Here is a 17,998-nt window from a genome sequence, read left to right on the forward strand (position 1 = left end):
GGTTGCGCCATTGTGGTGCAACCCCGATGCCACTAGTTGCGCACTACGCGTAAGAACCACCCTACAAACAGAGAAATAAGGAAGCCGAAAAAAGAGACCAGAATAGTAATGTTTAGCATCTGCCCAGAGAAATCTGCATTTTCACCAGTATGCTCGCTTACTAACATACCTGACGCCTGAAAGATGAAAAGCGCCGCGACAGAAAATAGCAATATGATTGCTGTCGATACCATTGTCGCTTTCCAGTAAGCCTTGGGTGACACCCAGTGGATAGCGCCAGCAACCAGCACGCATAAAATAGTCAAGATATAAGGGACCACGTTAACTCCTTAATAGTGAAGTGATAGCCATTATTTTTAATCGATAAAGTGTGCGATGTACCACGCACTTCGCAAAAAATACTGGCATTACGATGCCACGACACGTCCTATTTGTCAGCATGCGTAGGCTAATAAAGCGTTAACGTGGCGATTTTAAGTGATAATGGTGATAGAATCGCCAACAAATTTTTAAAAGCCGTGTTGGTGTTCTACATTTTGTTGAAACGCCAAGGCGGCCTTTTGTGTTTAACACTTAAGCTTCTGAGAGAACATGTTCGATTTAATTACCAGTAAAGACAGTAATGTAAAGAACGACGTGCTTTCAGGTATTACCGTTGCGCTAGCACTGGTACCTGAAGCCGTAGCTTTTGCATTTGTAGCCGGTGTAGAACCTATGATTGGTTTGTACGCGGCATTTATGATGGGCCTAATTACCTCTGCCATTGGCGGTCGTCCAGGTATGATTTCTGGTGCAACCGGCGCTATGGCGGTTGTAATGGTTGCCCTTGTGGCGCAGCACGGTGTGCAGTATCTGTTTGCCGCTGTAATTCTCGCCGGCCTTTTGCAAATACTATGCGGGGTATTCCGGTTAGGAAAATTTATAAGACTGGTGCCTTACCCCGTAATGCTAGGCTTTGTTAATGGTCTCGCCATTGTCATTTTCCTTGCGCAGCTTGGTCAGTTTAAGGTGATTAATGCCGCAGGTGAGCTGCAATGGATGCAAGGTACCTTACTTTATTGGATGCTAGGCTTGGTGGCACTGACCATGGCTATCATTTACCTACTGCCTAAGTTAACGACTGCTGTACCGGCTTCATTGGTGGCTATTGTTACGGTAACGGCGCTGGTGCATGGTTTGGATTTAGAAGCGCGCACCGTTATCGACTTTGTTCGCGACCTTTTACCAGCAGACCAGCGTGATTCGGCGACGCTTGCTGGCGAGCTGCCAAGCTTTGCCATACCTATGGTGCCGTTCACGTGGGAAACCTTCATGATTATCCTGCCTACCTCGGTTATTTTATGCTTGGTGGGTTTAATTGAATCGCTACTTACTCTGTCATTGATTGATGAGATGACAGATACCCGTGGTCGCGGAAACAAAGAATGTGTTGGGCAAGGTGTTGCCAACACGGTTAATGGTTTCTTCGGCGGAATGGGTGGTTGTGCCATGATTGGACAGAGCATGATCAATATTAATTCAGGCGGTCGCGGTCGCTTGTCTGGTATTACAGCGGCTGTGGTACTACTAGGCTTTATTCTTTTTGCTGCTCCTCTCATTGAGATGATCCCGCTAGCGGCATTGGTTGGCGTTATGTTTGTTGTGGTAATTGCAACATTTGAGTGGGCGTCGTTTAGAATTATTCGCGGCGTGAACAAAGAAGATGCCTTTGTTCTTTTCTTGGTAACTGGCGTTACCGTTATTGCTGACTTGGCAATAGCCGTTGTAGTGGGCGTGATTGTGTCTGCATTGGTGTTTGCATGGAAACACGCACGTCATATTGAGGCAAAATCACATATCGATAACGACGGCTGGAAAGTGTATGAGCTTGATGGTCCGCTTTTCTTCGGCTCAGTGTCTCACTTTAAAGACTTGTTTGATATTGCCAACGACCCAGACGATGTTGTGATTGATTTCAAAGACTCTCGCATTTGGGACTCGTCGGGTATTGATGCGTTAGATACCTTGGCTGACAAGTATGAAGAGCAAGGTAAAAAGCTGCACATTCGCCATATTAGTGACGAGTGCCGCTGCTTGCTGCGCAAGGCAGACAAATTTGTAGAGATCAATGTGGTGGAAGACCCGCGTTATCGCGTGGCTACGGACAAACTTGCATAGCAGATATGCACACTCAGTAAGTTTGCACCAAGCGAATACATGAATGCGTTTGTTTGGTGCATCTGAGCATTAGAAATATCCGGCGTTTTTGTCATATTTAATGTAAAAACAATTAGTTAAGTAATTGGCACTGTTATTGGATATCACTATACGTAAAGTGTGTACTAGTAATTTTGTGTTGATTGCTAGAAGTGTGATTCATAACACTCCGTAAAATGTGTTAGTTAGGTATCTTGTCAATACTTAACGAAAGTAGGCAACGAAGCCCGCACCAACGAAAGTTGGCGCGGGCTTTTTTTTGTCCCGAAGAAAGGGGAAAAACATGACGTCATCTGATTCAAAAACGCGCATCGTAGTCGTAGGCAATGGCATGGTGGGACACCACTTTGTCGAGCAACTACATAACAGCGATGCAAACGCCGACATAACCGTACTTTGCGGGGAGTCTCGGCTCGCCTATGACCGTGTATATCTATCGTCCTACTTTAGCGGCGCGAGCGCAGATGACTTGGCGCTAACTACGCCTGCACAATATGCGTCATGGGGCGTTAATGTCGTGACCAATGCCATAGTGACAGACATCGACAGAGAGAATAAGACCGTTGTTACTTCTGAAGGTCAAAAATTCGATTACGACAAGCTGGTGTTGGCAACAGGGTCATATCCATTTGTGCCGCCAATTAAAGGTAACGACCAAGAACACTGTTTAGTATATAGAACCATTGAAGACTTACTGGCTATTGAAGCGTCTGCCAGTGTCAGTAAGGTTGGGGTTGTTGTTGGTGGTGGTTTACTTGGTCTAGAAGCTGCCAACGCACTCAAGCAGGCAGGGCTTGATACGCATGTTGTTGAATTTGCCCCACAGCTAATGGCTGTGCAGCTAGACACGACGGGCGGCGACGTACTTAAGCAAAAGATTTCATCGCTGGGGGTTACCGTTCATACGCAGAAGGCCACGCAATCAATTGAAGCGGGTGATAGCTGTCGTTACAAAATGGTTTTTGCTGATGGCAGTGAACTTGAAACTGACATGATCTTATTCTCAGCGGGAATTCGTCCCTCTGATCAACTTGGTAAAAAAGCGTCATTAACGCTTGGTGAGCGTGGCGGTATTGCCATAGATAATCACTGTTTAACGTCTGATCCGAATATTTATGCTATTGGTGAATGCGCACTGTGGGACAACAAAATATTTGGCCTTGTTGCGCCAGGTTATACGATGGCACGCACGGCAGTAAGCCATCTCACTGGTGGTGACAGCGTATTTACTGGCGCAGATATGAGTACCAAATTAAAGCTCATGGGAGTTGAGGTGGGCTCTATTGGTGATGCGCACGAACGCACGGAAGGGGCGTTGAGCTTCACCTATCTAAACCAGCCAGAGGGCGTATACAAAAAACTGGTGGTAGACAGCGAACAGAAGAGAGTGCTAGGCGCCGTATTGGTTGGTGACACTAGCGACTACGACACGCTGTTGCAGTATGCGCTTAATGATATTGCACTTCCTGAATTCCCCGAGAGCCTTATTTTGCCCTCCTCCGGTGACGCTCCGGCCTTAGGAGCAGATGCGCTACCTGACACAGCGTCCATTTGTTCATGCTTGAATGTGACCAAAGGCGATATTGTGTCGGCCATCGATGGTGGCTGCTGCAGCGTGGCAGACGTAAAAGGTGAAACCAAGGCAAGCACAGGATGTGGCGGTTGTGCGGCATTACTCAAAAATGTTGTCGACGGGGAGCTTGAAAAGCGCGGTGTTGAAGTGTCAAAAGCAATTTGCGAACACTTTAACTATACCCGCCAAGAACTGTTTCATATTGTCAAAGTCAACGGTATTCGTACCTTTGATGAATTGCTTGAGGCGCACGGTGAAGGCCTTGGATGCGAAATTTGCAAACCCGCTGTAGGCTCAATACTCGCATCGGTTTATAACGACTATATCCTTAAAGAGTCACATTTACCTTTGCAAGACACCAATGACATTTATTTAGGGAATATGCAAAAAGACGGTACCTACTCTGTGGTACCACGTGTACCTGGTGGTGAAATTACGCCAGAGAAGCTCATATTGCTTGGTGAAGTTGCTAAAGAATATCAACTCTATACAAAGATCACAGGTGGCCAGCGTATCGATTTGTTCGGCGCCCGTGTTGAGCAACTACCGGATATTTGGCAAAAGCTTGTTGAAGGTGGTTTTGAGACAGGACATGCCTATGCCAAAGCGCTTCGAACGGTGAAATCTTGTGTAGGCAGTACGTGGTGTCGCTATGGGGTTCAAGACTCTGTGGGGACCGCTATCGACCTTGAAAATCGTTACAAAGGCCTACGCGCGCCGCACAAAATAAAGTTCGCGGTGTCAGGGTGTACCCGTGAATGTGCAGAGGCTCAAAGTAAAGATATCGGTGTTATCGCGACGGAGCAAGGTTGGAACCTTTATGTCTGCGGAAATGGCGGTATGAAGCCTCGCCATGCCGACCTTTTCGCCACCGACTTAGACACGCAAACCTTAATCAAATACATCGACCGCGTGCTGATGTTTTATGTAAAAACTGCCGATCGACTTCAACGCACGTCGGTGTGGATGGACAACTTAGAAGGTGGGCTGGCCTACCTTCAAGATGTCGTCATCAATGACGCTTTAGGCATCAATGGCGAGCTTGAAGCGCAAATGGATGCGGTAGTCGACGCGTATCAATGCGAGTGGAAAACCACGATTGAAGACCCACAGTCACGCAAGCGTTTCCGCCAGTTTGTAAATAGTTCTGAAACTGACACCAATATTCAGTTTGTCTCTGAGCGCGGGCAAGTAAGGCCTGCAACCGTAGCCGAAAAAGCCGCAGGCGTTGGGCAGTTTATCCCAGTGTCTATGGTGTAAAACAACTGAATAAAAGACAAAAGGAGCACACTAATGACGGCAGCACACGATTTATCCGCAATGCCCACTGAAGAAACAGTATGGTACTGCGCGTGCACTACCGGTGATTTAGTCACCAATAGCGGCGTTTGCGCACTAATAGAGAACGAACAGGTCGCTATCTTTCATATCAAAATGAACGGTGAATCTCAGGTTTACGCTATCAGCAACTTTGATCCTATTGGCAACGCCAATGTGCTGTATCGCGGGTTGTTGGGTTCTATTGGTGGTGCGCCGGTAGTGGCATCACCTTTATATAAAGAACATTACTTCCTAGAGACAGGGTTATGTAAAGAGCGAGACGATGTGTCGGTGCGAGCATTTAAGGTAAAAGTTGAAGACGGCAACGTCTACATTGCCCAATAGTGCAACAATCTAAGGTAAAAACATGAATATGGCTACACAACAACATGATGCTGTGAGCGAGCAGCTTAAACAAACCACGTGCCCTTATTGTGGCGTGGGTTGTGGTGTAGATATCAGTTGCAACGTGAGTAAGCGTACCATTACCCTGGACAACGTTATTGGTACGCCCGAGCATCCCGCCAATTATGGTAGATTGTGTGTAAAAGGAACAAACCTGCTAGAAACAAACGACTTATCAGGTCGCTTGCTTCACCCAACCGTAGCAGGAAAGTCTGTGGATTGGGACACGGCCACAGACGTTATTGCAGATAAAATCACATCTACTATTGCGCAGTATGGCGCGGATGCCGTTGCTTTTTATGTCTCAGGTCAGCTTCTAACGGAAGATTACTATGTTGCCAATAAGCTGATGAAAGGCTTTATCGGCAGTGCCAACATCGATACCAATTCACGTCTATGTATGTCATCAGCAGTGGCTGCATATAAACGCGCTTTTGGTGAAGACGTCGTTCCTTGTGATTATACAGACTTAGAAAACACCGACCTGATTGTGATTACAGGCAGTAACGCCGCTTGGGCACATCCCGTCCTTTTTCAAAGAATTGAGCGAGCTAAACGCCAAAACCCCGATATGAAAGTGGTCGTCATAGACCCGAGACAAACCGAGACCTGTACGATTGCTGATATGCATTTGGCGATAGCGCCGGGAACTGATGTCGCGCTATTTAATGGCCTTCTTGCCTATGGAGAGAGCACAGGGCGCATTGATCATAATGCGGTAAAAGCATTTGCAGAGGGCCTCGACGACGTTTTGCTAAGCGTTAATGACCGCACTATTGAAAACACTGCACGGCTTTGCGATGTTGATGTTTCTCTTTTGTCTGCTTTTTATGCACTTTTTTCTACTCAAAAACGAGTTGTGACTTTCTATTCCATGGGGATCAATCAGTCTTCCAGTGGTGTCGATAAGGCCCAGTCAATCATCAATTGTCATTTGGCGTTTGACTTGATCAGTAAAACCGGATGTGGCCCCTTTTCGATAACTGGGCAGCCTAACGCAATGGGCGGGCGCGAAGTAGGCGGCCTTGCCAACATGTTGGCCGTGCATTGCGATATTGAGAATCCTGAGCATGTAGATGCGATTAAAACCTACTGGAATGCCCCGGTTATGCCACAAAAGCAGGGGTTAAAAGCGGTAGACTTGTTTAATACCATTGAGCAAGGAAAGGTTAAATTTGTTTGGATCATGGGCACTAACCCTGTTGTCAGTATGCCAAACCGACGCCAAGTTGAGCGCGCGTTAACCCAGTGCGAGATGGTTGTAGTTTCTGACATTGTTAACGCCAATGACACGCTTCAGTTTGCTCATGTTGCTTTACCCGCCACGGGGTGGTCTGAGAAAGACGGCACAGTCACAAACTCTGAACGACGTATCTCAAGGCAGCGAGGCATTTTGCCTGCCCCAGGTGATGCAAAGCACGATTGGCAAATTATGTGCGATGTTGCAAGGAAAATGGGTTTTACAGAAGCATTTGACTACACTCATCCTTCACAAATTTTTAGTGAATACGCTGGGCTAACCGGGTTTCGCAACAATGGGAAGCGTCAGTTAGATTTATCGCCATTGCACGGCTTGAGCGAGAGCCAATACAACAACCTCTCGCCAATACAGTGGCCGTTTGAAAAGCGAGACCCTAGCTATGACGGTGAACTAACCGTAAATTTGCACGCCCGACGCCCATTTGCGGATAAAGTTTTCTCTACACCTTCAGGCAAAGCAAAGCTCATTGCTGTGCAGTATCGCGCGCCATTGCAGCAAACCAGTGACGCATATCCCTTTATTGTGAACAGTGGGCGCGCTCGCGATCACTGGCATACTATGACCCGTACGGGTAAAGCAGCAAAGCTACACGCGCACATGAAGCACGCTAGCGTTCATGTTCACCCTGATGACGCCACAAAATATTCACTGAAACACGGGCAGTTAGTATCACTGGAAAGTCCGGCCATGGCCAAAGGAAGCGCAAAAACGCCTCAAGATGCACTCAACGCTCAACCTGTTATTTATCCGGTAAAAATGGATGACAGTATACGAAGAGGCGAAGTTTTTATTCCTATTCATTGGTCGGCGCAGTGGGGATCGCATTGCCATTTAGGGGCATTGTACGCCAGTGCGGTAGACCCCATTTCAGGGCAGCCAGAGCTAAAGCACGCGGCTGCGATGATAAAGCCTGCGCCGTTTGATGTTATTGGACACGTATTTTTTGACAACAGTATTGATGAACAAGCGCTACAAGCGACTTGCCACTATTGGCGTAAAACGCCATTAGAAACAGATAAATGCGCATCAGGGACGGCCTATGATATTGCATGTAATGCATCTCGTCGCGAGATGCTAGCTAACTTTATGGATGCCTTGCCCAAATCCCTACAGGTCATTCACTGCCATCATAAAACGCACACGGTGTGTATCGCCACGAATAACAGCGCAGTATGTTTTATTGCGGTACTGGAAGATAACGTTAACGACATTATTGATGCGTCAATGAGTGTGCTCAATGGCGAAGGGCTGACTGCGTTGGCCAATCAAGTTTTGGGCGATGCCATAGATCTTCAAACGCAACAGCAGTTGTTGCGAGGACACGTTGATGAGCGATTTATGCAAGGCGAACTCGTGTGTAGCTGTTTTGCAGTAAGAGAAAAAAGCATTGTTGAAGCTGTGCATCAGGGGGCAGTAACCGTATCAGCCCTAGGAGAAGCACTTAAATGTGGAACAAACTGTGGCTCGTGTAAACCTGCATTGTCTCAACTTATATCGCGCAATTTGGTTATTGCCACACAGTCTCAATAACCTCTTTTCGTCGTGGGGTTAATAAGCGTGTCTTATTAACCTTGTCATTTTTTGGAGCTTTTAAGTATGTCTTGGTTATCAACACTCATTAAACCGGTTTTCAACCACGTACTCTTTTTAAACAAGCGTACATTTGAGCCTAGCATGCTTAAACCTAGTCTATTTGAAAGCGCTGGAGTAGCAGCACTAAACGTTTATCGACGCAGCTCAAATGGTAAGTGTGGGGCTGCTTCAGACACACTGAGGGGGCTTGGCGACACAAGCCATGTTGAAAGTGACAAAGGAAACGTGGGGCAAGTGTTTATTGTTGGGGCCGGGCCAGGTGATGCAGAGCTTCTTACGTTGAAGGCGCTGCGTTTACTGCAGCAGGCCGATGTTGTGCTTTTTGATGCGCTAGTCAGTGAAGATGTTTTAGCAATGATCCCGCAACATGTGCAAAAAGAGTACGTGGGTAAACGTTACAAAAACCACAGTTTCACACAGCAAGCTATTTGTGAAAGGGTAGTGACGTTGGCATTAGAGGGCAAAAATGTCGTCAGATTAAAGGGAGGAGATCCTGCGCTATTTGCCCGTACCTGCGAAGAGACCGCAGCGCTTGATAAGGCTGAAGTCGCTTATGCGATAGTGCCTGGTATTACTGCCGCATCCGGCATGTCAGCGTATACGGGTATTCCATTAACAGATAGACGCTGTGCTCAATCTGTTTCGTTTATTACCGCGCACTTCCAAGATGCTTCACAATGGCCTGAAATGAAGCCGCTTGCGCAAAATGTACTAAAGCAAACCGTGGTGGTTTACATGGGGTTAAGCCGACTTGATGGACTTGCTAAGGGCTTGATGCGCTATGACGTACCTGCTGACTGGCCTGTGGCAGCGGTTGAAAACGCGACGACATCAAACCAGCGTGTTATCACAGGCACGCTATTATCTATTAGCACACGTGTGCGAGACGCTAATTTAACAGGCCCTACGTTACTTGTTTTCGGAAAGGTGGTAGAGTCTCGACAACACGTTAATCAGTGTCTGCTTGATGCACGGCACTTTCAACATTACTAACACCATTATCAACAGCGTCATTAATAAAAATATGCAGCAAGCGTTCAGCGAATACATCAAAATCATTGGCAAAGGACAAAAAGGCGGAAGAAGTTTAACTCGCGATGAAGCGTACAACGCCATGAAAATGGTACTTGCTGGTGAAGTGACTGGGGATCAGCGAGGGGCATTTTTGATGCTATTACGCACTCGCGAAGAAACCCCTGAAGAAGTCATCGGGTTCGTTGATGCCTGTCGCGAACTTATCGAAGGTGACGTTCAAACACTGACTCCTACCCTTGATATAGGCTGTTATGCTGGAAAGCGGCGTCAGCTTCCGTGGTATTTATTGGCGGTAGCCGTACTTGCAGCACAAGGTCATCGTATTATGCTGCATGGCGCTCATGAGCCAGGTTCTGGACGATTGTACGCCAGTAAGGCGTTACCCATACTCGGGCTTGCTGAGGCAAAAAGCATTTCAGACGCTAAACATCAACTTGATACCATAGGTGTTACCTATCTAGATTTATCGTATTTATTGCCCGCTTTAGATACGATCATAAAGTTGCGAGAAGTATTTGGCTTGCGTTCGTGTGCCAACACTCTTGCCCGTTTGCTAAACCCAACCGCAGCGAAATACTGTGTTCAAGGCGTGTATCACATGCACCTTGACCACAAGCACTGTCGTGTTAATGAAAATTACCCTCATATAGATGCCTTGTGTTTTCGAGGGGACGGCGGAGATCCTGAAGTCAATGGCGAAAGGGAAACAGAGCTTTTTGTAACCCGCAATGGCGAAACGCAAGAGATAAGACTGCCGATTATTACGGAAAAATGGGCGCTGAAAGACACCCGAATGGACGTGAATGATATGCTAGAAGTATGGCAAGGCATACGTAATCATGTTTATGGCGAGCAGGCCATTATTGGAACACTGGCAAGTTATTTAGTATTGCTAGAGCAGCACAACACGTCAGATGCTATAGCAAAAGCACAGGCATTGTGGCTGCAGCGCGATAAATCGTCTCTTCCATTTTCTTAGACAATAGTCTGCTTTAACTGCCTTAGTCTTGACATACACATGGGTATAATTGTTAATAGTATTAACAAGGTACTCCATGTGTGATGTTATGCGACTTGGGCTTTTTTTTCTTTTCTTAATTGTTGTGTCGTTAGCCCCTCGCGCTGAGGAGTCCGATACAAGCGTTACGCTCGTACTTGCTGCAGATATGCCTGATATCAGTGACGAGCATGCAGGCTACTATCCACAATTACAAACCTTGGTTAAAGAATACCGCAGCAAAGACGAAACCGTCTTTTTCGTCTTTGGTGGTGGCTCCATCGGGCCCAGTGCACTCTCATCATTTGATCGGGGGTCGCATATCATTGATATTCTTAACTCCATTGAGCCCGACGTGATGGGAGTAACTAAAAGGGAATTTAGCTTTTATGAGGACGAATTGTCATTGCGTTCTTACGAAGCAGCATTTCCATTTGTTGCGAGTAACGCCGTTGTTAGGCGTGAAGGGCGCAGGCCTGATGGTCTTCAAACATCTGTCATAATTAAACAAGACAATGTAGCTTTGGGCGTTATCTCTGTGCTTCACGAAAGGGTTGTAAGTGAATACCAACTCTCCGATATAGCCATTGAATCACCACAAAAGGTCATCATCGAAGAAGCTAGGGCATTGCGTGAAAGGGGGGCCGACCTAGTCTTGCTTCACTACTCTTATCCTTTCACTTTTATCGATAATTTACTCTCCAAACATATTGTGGATGTAGCCTTTATTTCCGATAGTCGCTTAAATGAGAAAAAGTTGGACGACCCTACTGAAAACCCCCGAAACCTGAGCCTTTCTCAATCAGGCAACGCGGTTGTGGCGCGCCTTAAAAAGCACCCCACATGGTCGGTCACATCTTCTGAAAAAATAAAGCTAGGCTCGCTTAGTCCAAATCCCAGCGTACAAGAGCAAGTTTACGGATATGAAGCTCGACTTAAGCGCTTGCTCAATATACAAATTGGTGAGTGGAACACTGCACATTCAACCCTTCGTGCAGAGGTAAGAAGTCAAGAAAACGGCTTTGCTAACCTTGTTGTTGATACGCTTAAAGACTATGCCAATACCGATGTTGCCCTTTTGAATGGAGGAAGCATTCGCGGAAATAAAACATACGAGCCTGGAATGCCAATATCGCGACAGGATATCGTAGTGGAAATGCCGTTTCGCGCCAGTGTAGTATCGTTACGCCTTTCAGGGGAGCAACTGATTCTAGCGCTAGAGCAGGGGCTATCTCAGTATGAAAATGTTAAAGGTGGATTTCCTCATGTTGCTGGCATGCAATATACCTTTGATAGTCATGCAAAGCCTTTTTCTCGCGTTAAATCTGTTAGTGTGGGTGGCGAGCCACTGCGCCCTGAAAGAATGTACTCGGTTGCTACAAGCGACTTTCTCGCTAATGGTGGAGATGGTTACTTTGCGCTGAAAGATGCACCGCGCCTTAACAGTCAAACAGCACGGCCTCCCCAAATATCCGACCTTGTAGTTCAGAAAATTGCCAATCAATACAATGTATCTACGCATAATACGCAGCGTATTTTGAATGTGGCAAAAGGAAGGTAGGATGGCTAATAAAAAAAAGACCCTTCAGTTTTTTGTACTGGCGCAATGTAGCGTGATGGGGCTGTTCTTGTTTATTTTAGCCATGTCGATATTCAGACTGGACGATGTTAGAAAGATATTAAGTGATGTTGCTACAACCTCAATTCCTACACTCAGTCAAGCCACAGAAATTACCCGAGAGGTACAGCATTTAATATCACTCACGGCGCGACTTACTGCGTCTGAGAACCAGTCATCTCGACGAATTGTCAAAGCGGCACTGGATGATTCTCTCAACCGTCTAAGAGCGCCCATTATTCATGACGAGTTCAGCGACAAATACTTAATGACTCAACTTAGCGTACTTGTGCAGGAAATTGACGAGCTTAATGCTTTAGTCACGCAACGAATTGATGTTGAAAAGGAAGTAAGTGTAGAGCGAGAAGCACTCTTTGACTACCTCAATAGTATTTTTGAGGGGAACGATGAGCAATTTGTCGACCTGCAACATTCTAAAATGCTGGTGTCGCTCATTCTACAAATTGCCCAGATTAACCAACAATTCCAGTTACACGAGCTAAGACTTCTAGAAGGTAATATTGAAAATAGCATCGCACAGCTTCGCGCAGCGTCTAACAATAGCGCAAGTAGTCAAGCGTTGGTGTCATCGTTAGAAGAAGCGGTACTCGATGAATGGGGAATGATAGACAAGCAAGCTAATGTCATGCGGATCAGGGGGCGTTCGCGGGGACGCGGTAGTTTCGTTGAACACTTGGCTGAAGAAGTAGCGTCTAATATAGAATATCGAACGGCATCTATTACACAAGCTACCTATCAACACGCCGACAACGCGAATCGAAGTGTTACGAAACAAATAAGTCTATCACTTGCGCTGTCGTTAATTGTCATGCTGATTTGTTGTGCCATTATTTTCTATATCTACAAACGCATTATTTTGCGGCTGATAGCGCTGACCAATTTAGTTGAGAACGACAGTGAAGAGGTTAAATCACTCGACGGGGATGATGAGATTGCTCGCCTAGCGAAAAGCTTTTCTATCTACGTTGAGCGAGTTAAATCTCAAGAAGCTGAACTCATAAACTTGTCATTGAGCGATGCGCTAACCAACATTCCAAATCGGCGTGCTTTTGAACTAGAAATTGAAAAAAGCAGAGCCATGGCGAAGCGTCATAAGTGGCCGTTAACCGTGTTGATGATTGACGTAGACCACTTTAAAGCCTACAACGACCATTATGGGCATACTCAAGGCGACGCCTGTCTTAAGAAAGTGGCAAAGGGGTTAAACAAAGCGATTGCCCGCAATACCGATTTCTGCGCACGTTACGGTGGAGAAGAGTTTGTGGCAATTATGCCTAATACTGACCAGCGCGGTGCGGGTATAAAGGCAGAAGAAGCGAGGGAGATTATCGAACAGTTACACATCGCTCACGCTAAAAGTAACGTCTCTGATTACATAACGGTCAGTATTGGCGCTGCCACTTTTTACTTTGACGAACAAAATGATTGGCAACCCGACACTCTGTTGAATTTAGCGGATAATGCATTGTATCAAGCTAAAAATGCTGGTCGAAATCGTTGCGTTTTTATACGACAGCCTTAACCTTAACTGTCAACACGCTCTAGGTAGTGCAACAGCCTGCATACTTAAGTTTTCTTTACGCTGCTATTTTCATCTTTCATTTCAGTTCTATTTTCGGCACGTGCGTCGATTTTCGGCACGCTCTTCGATGCTCTGCTATCTTTAATTTTGCATATATGTTTGCCGATTTAGCTTGGGAGTATTGGATGTTTTTCAAAAACAAAGAATTGATTGCCGAAAATCAACGATTACAACAAGAGTTAGCTGCTTTTAAAATGGTCCAGCAGGAACTTCGTGAAGAAATGCTGTTCGTTCAACTTGATAAAGAAGGGCGAATTACAGATGCAAATGACTTATTTGTAAAGGCTAGCGGTCATAAAGTAGATGGCATAAAGGGTAAGTCCCTGGAGTCTTTAATACCGGCTAAATCGCATAAAAAAGATGATGTGAAAGCGATACTTAAAGCCATTAAACAGCAAGAACATTGGCATGGTGCGCTTAATTTAAAGAATGCCTCTGGGCATGAAATTTGGGTAAGAGGCATTATCCAGCCTGTCGATAATGCACAAGGCAATGTTGATTATATTGCCTTTTATATGGCTGAGCAGACCAAAAATATCGCCTATAGCAATGAACTTAGAGACTTAATAACTGCCCTGCATCGTTCTTCGGCGGTAATCGAATTCGCATTGGATGGCACTATTCTCAACGCCAATGACAATTTTCTTACTGGTATGGGATATAAGAAAGACCAAATTGTAGGTAAACACCATCGTATTTTCTGCACTGAAGAAGAAGCAAAGTCGCAAGCCTACAAAACGTTTTGGCAGGACTTAGCTACCGGTAAAGTGGTATCAGGGCGCTTTAAGCGGATTGATAGTCGAGGGAACGAAGTGTGGCTAGAGGCTTCCTACAATCCCATTCGCAACGAAGACAATGAACTCTACAAAGTCGCTAAGTTTGCCACAGTAATTACAGAGCAAATGCAGCGTGAAGTTGCTATTTCTGAGGCAGCCAATGTGGCGTTCACTATTTCAAAAGAAACAGGAGAACAGGCTAAAAAAGGGAGTGATATTCAAAAGGCAACAGTTAGCACAATGAACGAACTTGCCAAGCGAATGGGTGATGCCAGTGAAGGTATTAAAGATCTCGACGAGCAATCGCAAAAAGTTGCTGATTTGGTAAAGAGTATTAGCGGTATTGCTGATCAAACGAATTTACTGGCGCTCAATGCCGCTATCGAAGCTGCAAGAGCGGGTGATCAAGGGCGCGGGTTTGCAGTCGTGGCCGATGAGGTCCGTCAACTTGCGTCTCGAACAAGTAGTGCTACAGAAGAAATTGTGAGCGTTGTTGTCGAAAACAGAAAGCTTACCGAGAATGCCGTACAGCTGATTGAAGCGGGTCAAGAGAAAGCCAGAGAAGCATTGGAATATGCCAATGAATCGGGCAAAGCGATGACAGAGATACAGCATGGCGCTGATGAGGTAGTTAACGCTATTGGGCAGTTTACGCAAAAGTTATAGCGAGTGTTCCAATGCGCACCACAGTTGAACAAAAAGACTTTTTTGGTGCATTAACATGGCATGTTGCGGCGCAGTTTCTGTCTTCATAACAGTTAATGTTTATAAATATCAGTGAGTTATATTTTTGGCACGGACACTGCTCTGTCTTACTCCGTAATGCTGCGCAGATGATGCGCTTAACTTATTTTACGAAGAACAACAAGGAATCAAGTCGAGTCAGGGAAGTACTTGAGACTTAACTTGGTAATAAGTGAATAATAATAAAAATACGCTATTTGGTTTTTTTAAACCTTCACAAAGAAGAGGTGTGAGCGGGAATTCCTTGCTTACCAATTACAATTTGAACAGTTTGTAAGTACTACGAGCTTACAAACCTGGCAACGAAGCCCACCAAGCGCGACAGTCAAGTGTCGACAGCTGGTGGGTTTTTTTTTGGCTACGAGGAACACGTATGACTGGGTTAACAACATCACTAATAAAGCGATTTTCGAAGGCGAGTGTAACCGTGTGTACCGCACTCGCTGTGACTTTTTGCGCAGTATCTACCTCTGCGATAGCACAAGAGCAAACGGTAGGCTGGCCTGAAAAAGAAGAACTCAAATTTGGTTTTATCAAACTTACTGATATGGCACCGCTTGCCATTGCTTACGAGAAAGGCTTTTTTGAAGACGAGGGGCTATACGTCACCCTTGAGGCGCAGGCAAATTGGAAGGTATTGCTTGACCGGGTTATCGACGGACAGCTTGACGGCGCGCACATGCTAGCGGGCCAGCCATTAGGTGCGACGATAGGTTTTGGTACCGAATCTCACGTTGTGACTGCTTTTAGTATGGATCTCAATGGTAATGGCATCACGGTTTCTAATGAGATTTGGGAAAAAATGAAAGCGCATATTCCGCATGAAGACGGAAAGCCTGTTCACCCAATCAAAGCTGATTATCTAAAGCCTGTGGTTGATGAATATCGCAGTGCCGGCAAGCCGTTTAATATGGGCATGGTCTTCCCAGTATCAACGCACAATTATGAACTGCGCTATTGGCTAGCGGCTGGCGGTATTCACCCTGGTTATTACGCGCCGCATAAAGGCGATACTGCAGGGCAGATTGACGCGCAAGCGCTGCTTTCGGTAACACCTCCTCCTCAAATGCCAGCCACTATGGAGGCAGGTACTATCTATGGCTACTGCGTTGGCGAGCCATGGAATCAACAAGCTGTTTTTAAGGATATCGGCGTACCGGTTATTACCGATTATGAAATTTGGAAGAACAACCCCGAAAAAGTCTTTGGTGTAAGCCAAAGCTGGGCAGAGAAACATCCCAATACACATATTCGCGTAGTCAAAGCATTGATTCGAGCAGCAATGTGGCTAGACGAAAACAACAACGCCAATCGTCCTAAAGCCGTCAAAATACTTGCAAAAAGTACGTATGTTGGTGCTGATGAAGACGTACTTGCCAACAGCATGACAGGCACGTTCGAATATGAAAAAGGGGACAAACGCGATGTGCCTGACTTCAATGTATTCTTCCGCTACAACGCTACATACCCCTATTACAGCGACGCTATTTGGTACCTGACGCAAATGCGCCGCTGGGGACAGATATCAGAAGCTAAATCGGATGATTGGTATAAAGACATGGCTAAAAAAGTATACAAGCCAGAAACTTACGCTAAAGCAGCACTCGCGCTAATTGCTGAGGGCAAAGCAAATGCAGCCGATTTTCCTGAGTTTGCCACTGAGACTGGCTATAAGCCACCACAAAGTGATTTTATAGACGGTGTGACGTTCGATGGAAGCAAACCAAATGCTTACCTTGAGCAGTTCAGTATTGGTCTAAAAGGTAAAACGGTTCTTTAAGGTAAATAAGACGGCCTTGTAAAGAGTCAAGGCCGTCAAACTTATAAGTTCATGAAAGGCGTCAGGAGCAAGCGATGAGCAAAATGACCACAATTCTTCGAATGCCAACATCGGCATCGACAAACAATAGTACGTTAGGGCGCGTTTATAACACGACACCAGCCTTGTTATTGCCCATTATCGGCTTACTGATGTTTCTCGCTGTGTGGAATGGTGTTGCGAAAAGTATCGATACCTCGTTGGGGCAGTTTCCTGGACCCGCAGAGGTGTGGGAACAAGCGGGCGCTTTAATTGATGAGCATATTGCACAGCGTGAAAAAGCCGACGCGTTTTATCAACGTCAAGAGGCGCGAAACGCAGAGCGAGTGAAACAAGACCCTTCATATGTACCAAAACTACGTGACTTTACTGGCGCACCAACCTTCTTTGACCAAATATGGACGAGCTTGTATACCGTCATGGTGGGGTTTGTGATCGCGTCACTGGTTGCAGTTCCCGTCGGAATTTTGTGTGGCTTAAGTAAGTCGGCGTATACGGCAATAAATCCACTGATTCAATTATTCAAGCCAGTCTCCCCATTAGCTTGGCTCCCGCTTGTTACTATGGTTGTTAGCGCTCTATACGTCAGTGACGACCCTGCGTTTTCAAAGTCGTTTGTGACATCTGCTTTTACGGTATCGCTGTGTTGTTTGTGGCCGACACTTATCAACACTGCAGTTGGCGTTTCAAATATTGATAAGGACCTTATCAATGTCAGCAAAGTGCTTCGCCTTACGCCCTTTGCTCACCTAACAAAGATTGTCTTGCCTTCGTCTATTCCGATGATTTTTACCGGGCTGCGGTTATCACTAGGTATTGGGTGGATGGTATTGATTGCTGCTGAAATGTTGGCGCAAAACCCAGGGCTTGGAAAGTTTGTCTGGGACGAGTTTCAAAATGGCAGTTCAGAATCTCTTGCAAGGATAATGGTGGCTGTACTGACAATAGGTGCCATCGGCTTTGTGCTGGACCGTCTTATGCTATCGGTACAACGGGCTGTAAGTTGGGACAAGTCGAGCGTTTTACGTTAATTACTCGCAGGATAAAGGAAAAAATAC

The 17,998-nt window shown here is 45.9% G+C and carries 12 protein-coding genes; 11 read left to right on the top strand and 1 reads right to left on the bottom strand.

Translation table 11 applies throughout. The annotated features are described in order from the left end of the window. Positions 1–32: 32 nt before the first annotated feature. Positions 33–320, bottom strand: coding sequence for a hypothetical protein (locus OZ660_RS03040; protein ID WP_274742522.1), 288 nt, complete (start codon positions 318–320; stop codon positions 33–35). Between the two features lie 271 nt (positions 321–591). On the opposite strand from OZ660_RS03040, the gene OZ660_RS03045 reads away from it, so the two are divergent. The 11 genes from OZ660_RS03045 (at position 592) to OZ660_RS03095 (ending at position 17,971) form a co-directional block, all read left to right on the top strand. Further along, a complete protein-coding gene (locus OZ660_RS03045) occupies positions 592–2,157 on the top strand; it encodes a SulP family inorganic anion transporter (RefSeq protein ID WP_274742523.1) in 1,566 nt (521 codons plus the stop codon). Positions 2,158–2,479: 322 nt separating this feature from the next. After that, complete coding sequence (gene nirB / locus OZ660_RS03050) at positions 2,480–5,029, top strand: nitrite reductase large subunit NirB (protein WP_274742524.1); 2,550 nt, start codon at positions 2,480–2,482, stop codon at positions 5,027–5,029. Between the two features lie 33 nt (positions 5,030–5,062). Then, entirely contained in the window at positions 5,063–5,434 is a 372-nt protein-coding gene (nirD, locus tag OZ660_RS03055; protein ID WP_202263481.1) for a nitrite reductase small subunit NirD, read from the top strand. A gap of 22 nt (positions 5,435–5,456) precedes the next feature. Beyond that, positions 5,457–8,285, top strand: coding sequence for a nitrate reductase (locus OZ660_RS03060; protein ID WP_274742525.1), 2,829 nt, complete (start codon positions 5,457–5,459; stop codon positions 8,283–8,285). A gap of 66 nt (positions 8,286–8,351) precedes the next feature. Beyond that, positions 8,352–9,341 (top strand): uroporphyrinogen-III C-methyltransferase, encoded by a 990-nt coding sequence (cobA, locus tag OZ660_RS03065; protein WP_274742526.1) that lies wholly within the window; start codon positions 8,352–8,354, stop codon positions 9,339–9,341. Between the two features lie 31 nt (positions 9,342–9,372). Then, entirely contained in the window at positions 9,373–10,362 is a 990-nt protein-coding gene (locus OZ660_RS03070) for a glycosyl transferase family protein (RefSeq protein ID WP_342455365.1), read from the top strand. Between the two features lie 76 nt (positions 10,363–10,438). Beyond that, complete coding sequence (locus OZ660_RS03075; RefSeq protein ID WP_274742527.1) at positions 10,439–11,941, top strand: bifunctional metallophosphatase/5'-nucleotidase; 1,503 nt, start codon at positions 10,439–10,441, stop codon at positions 11,939–11,941. A 1-nt stretch (position 11,942) separates the two neighbouring features. Then, complete coding sequence (locus tag OZ660_RS03080) at positions 11,943–13,541, top strand: diguanylate cyclase (protein WP_202263491.1); 1,599 nt, start codon at positions 11,943–11,945, stop codon at positions 13,539–13,541. A gap of 185 nt (positions 13,542–13,726) precedes the next feature. After that, the gene (locus OZ660_RS03085; RefSeq protein WP_274742528.1) at positions 13,727–15,043 is read left to right on the top strand and encodes a methyl-accepting chemotaxis protein; all 1,317 of its coding nucleotides are present in this window, start codon (positions 13,727–13,729) and stop codon (positions 15,041–15,043) included. A gap of 451 nt (positions 15,044–15,494) precedes the next feature. Continuing rightward, positions 15,495–16,901, top strand: coding sequence for a CmpA/NrtA family ABC transporter substrate-binding protein (locus OZ660_RS03090; protein WP_274742529.1), 1,407 nt, complete (start codon positions 15,495–15,497; stop codon positions 16,899–16,901). A gap of 74 nt (positions 16,902–16,975) precedes the next feature. Next, a complete protein-coding gene (locus tag OZ660_RS03095) occupies positions 16,976–17,971 on the top strand; it encodes an ABC transporter permease (RefSeq protein ID WP_446698947.1) in 996 nt (331 codons plus the stop codon). Positions 17,972–17,998 lie beyond the last annotated feature (27 nt).

The sequence above is a fragment of the Alteromonas sp. 009811495 genome, from assembly GCF_028865455.1.
Lineage (GTDB): Bacteria > Pseudomonadota > Gammaproteobacteria > Enterobacterales > Alteromonadaceae > Alteromonas.

Bases quoted from the DNA above. Each gene is read 5' to 3' on its own strand.
- OZ660_RS03095 (WP_446698947.1), top strand. From the start codon at position 16,976: ATGAGCAAAATGACCACAATTCTTCGAATGCCAACATCGGCATCGACA.
- cobA (WP_274742526.1), top strand. From the start codon at position 8,352: ATGTCTTGGTTATCAACACTCATTAAACCGGTTTTCAACCACGTACTC.
- OZ660_RS03070 (WP_342455365.1), top strand. From the start codon at position 9,373: ATGCAGCAAGCGTTCAGCGAATACATCAAAATCATTGGCAAAGGACAA.
- OZ660_RS03075 (WP_274742527.1), top strand. From the start codon at position 10,439: ATGTGTGATGTTATGCGACTTGGGCTTTTTTTTCTTTTCTTAATTGTT.
- OZ660_RS03085 (WP_274742528.1), top strand. From the start codon at position 13,727: ATGTTTTTCAAAAACAAAGAATTGATTGCCGAAAATCAACGATTACAA.
- nirD (WP_202263481.1), top strand. From the start codon at position 5,063: ATGACGGCAGCACACGATTTATCCGCAATGCCCACTGAAGAAACAGTA.
- OZ660_RS03090 (WP_274742529.1), top strand. From the start codon at position 15,495: ATGACTGGGTTAACAACATCACTAATAAAGCGATTTTCGAAGGCGAGT.
- OZ660_RS03060 (WP_274742525.1), top strand. From the start codon at position 5,457: ATGAATATGGCTACACAACAACATGATGCTGTGAGCGAGCAGCTTAAA.
- OZ660_RS03045 (WP_274742523.1), top strand. From the start codon at position 592: ATGTTCGATTTAATTACCAGTAAAGACAGTAATGTAAAGAACGACGTG.
- nirB (WP_274742524.1), top strand. From the start codon at position 2,480: ATGACGTCATCTGATTCAAAAACGCGCATCGTAGTCGTAGGCAATGGC.
- OZ660_RS03080 (WP_202263491.1), top strand. From the start codon at position 11,943: ATGGCTAATAAAAAAAAGACCCTTCAGTTTTTTGTACTGGCGCAATGT.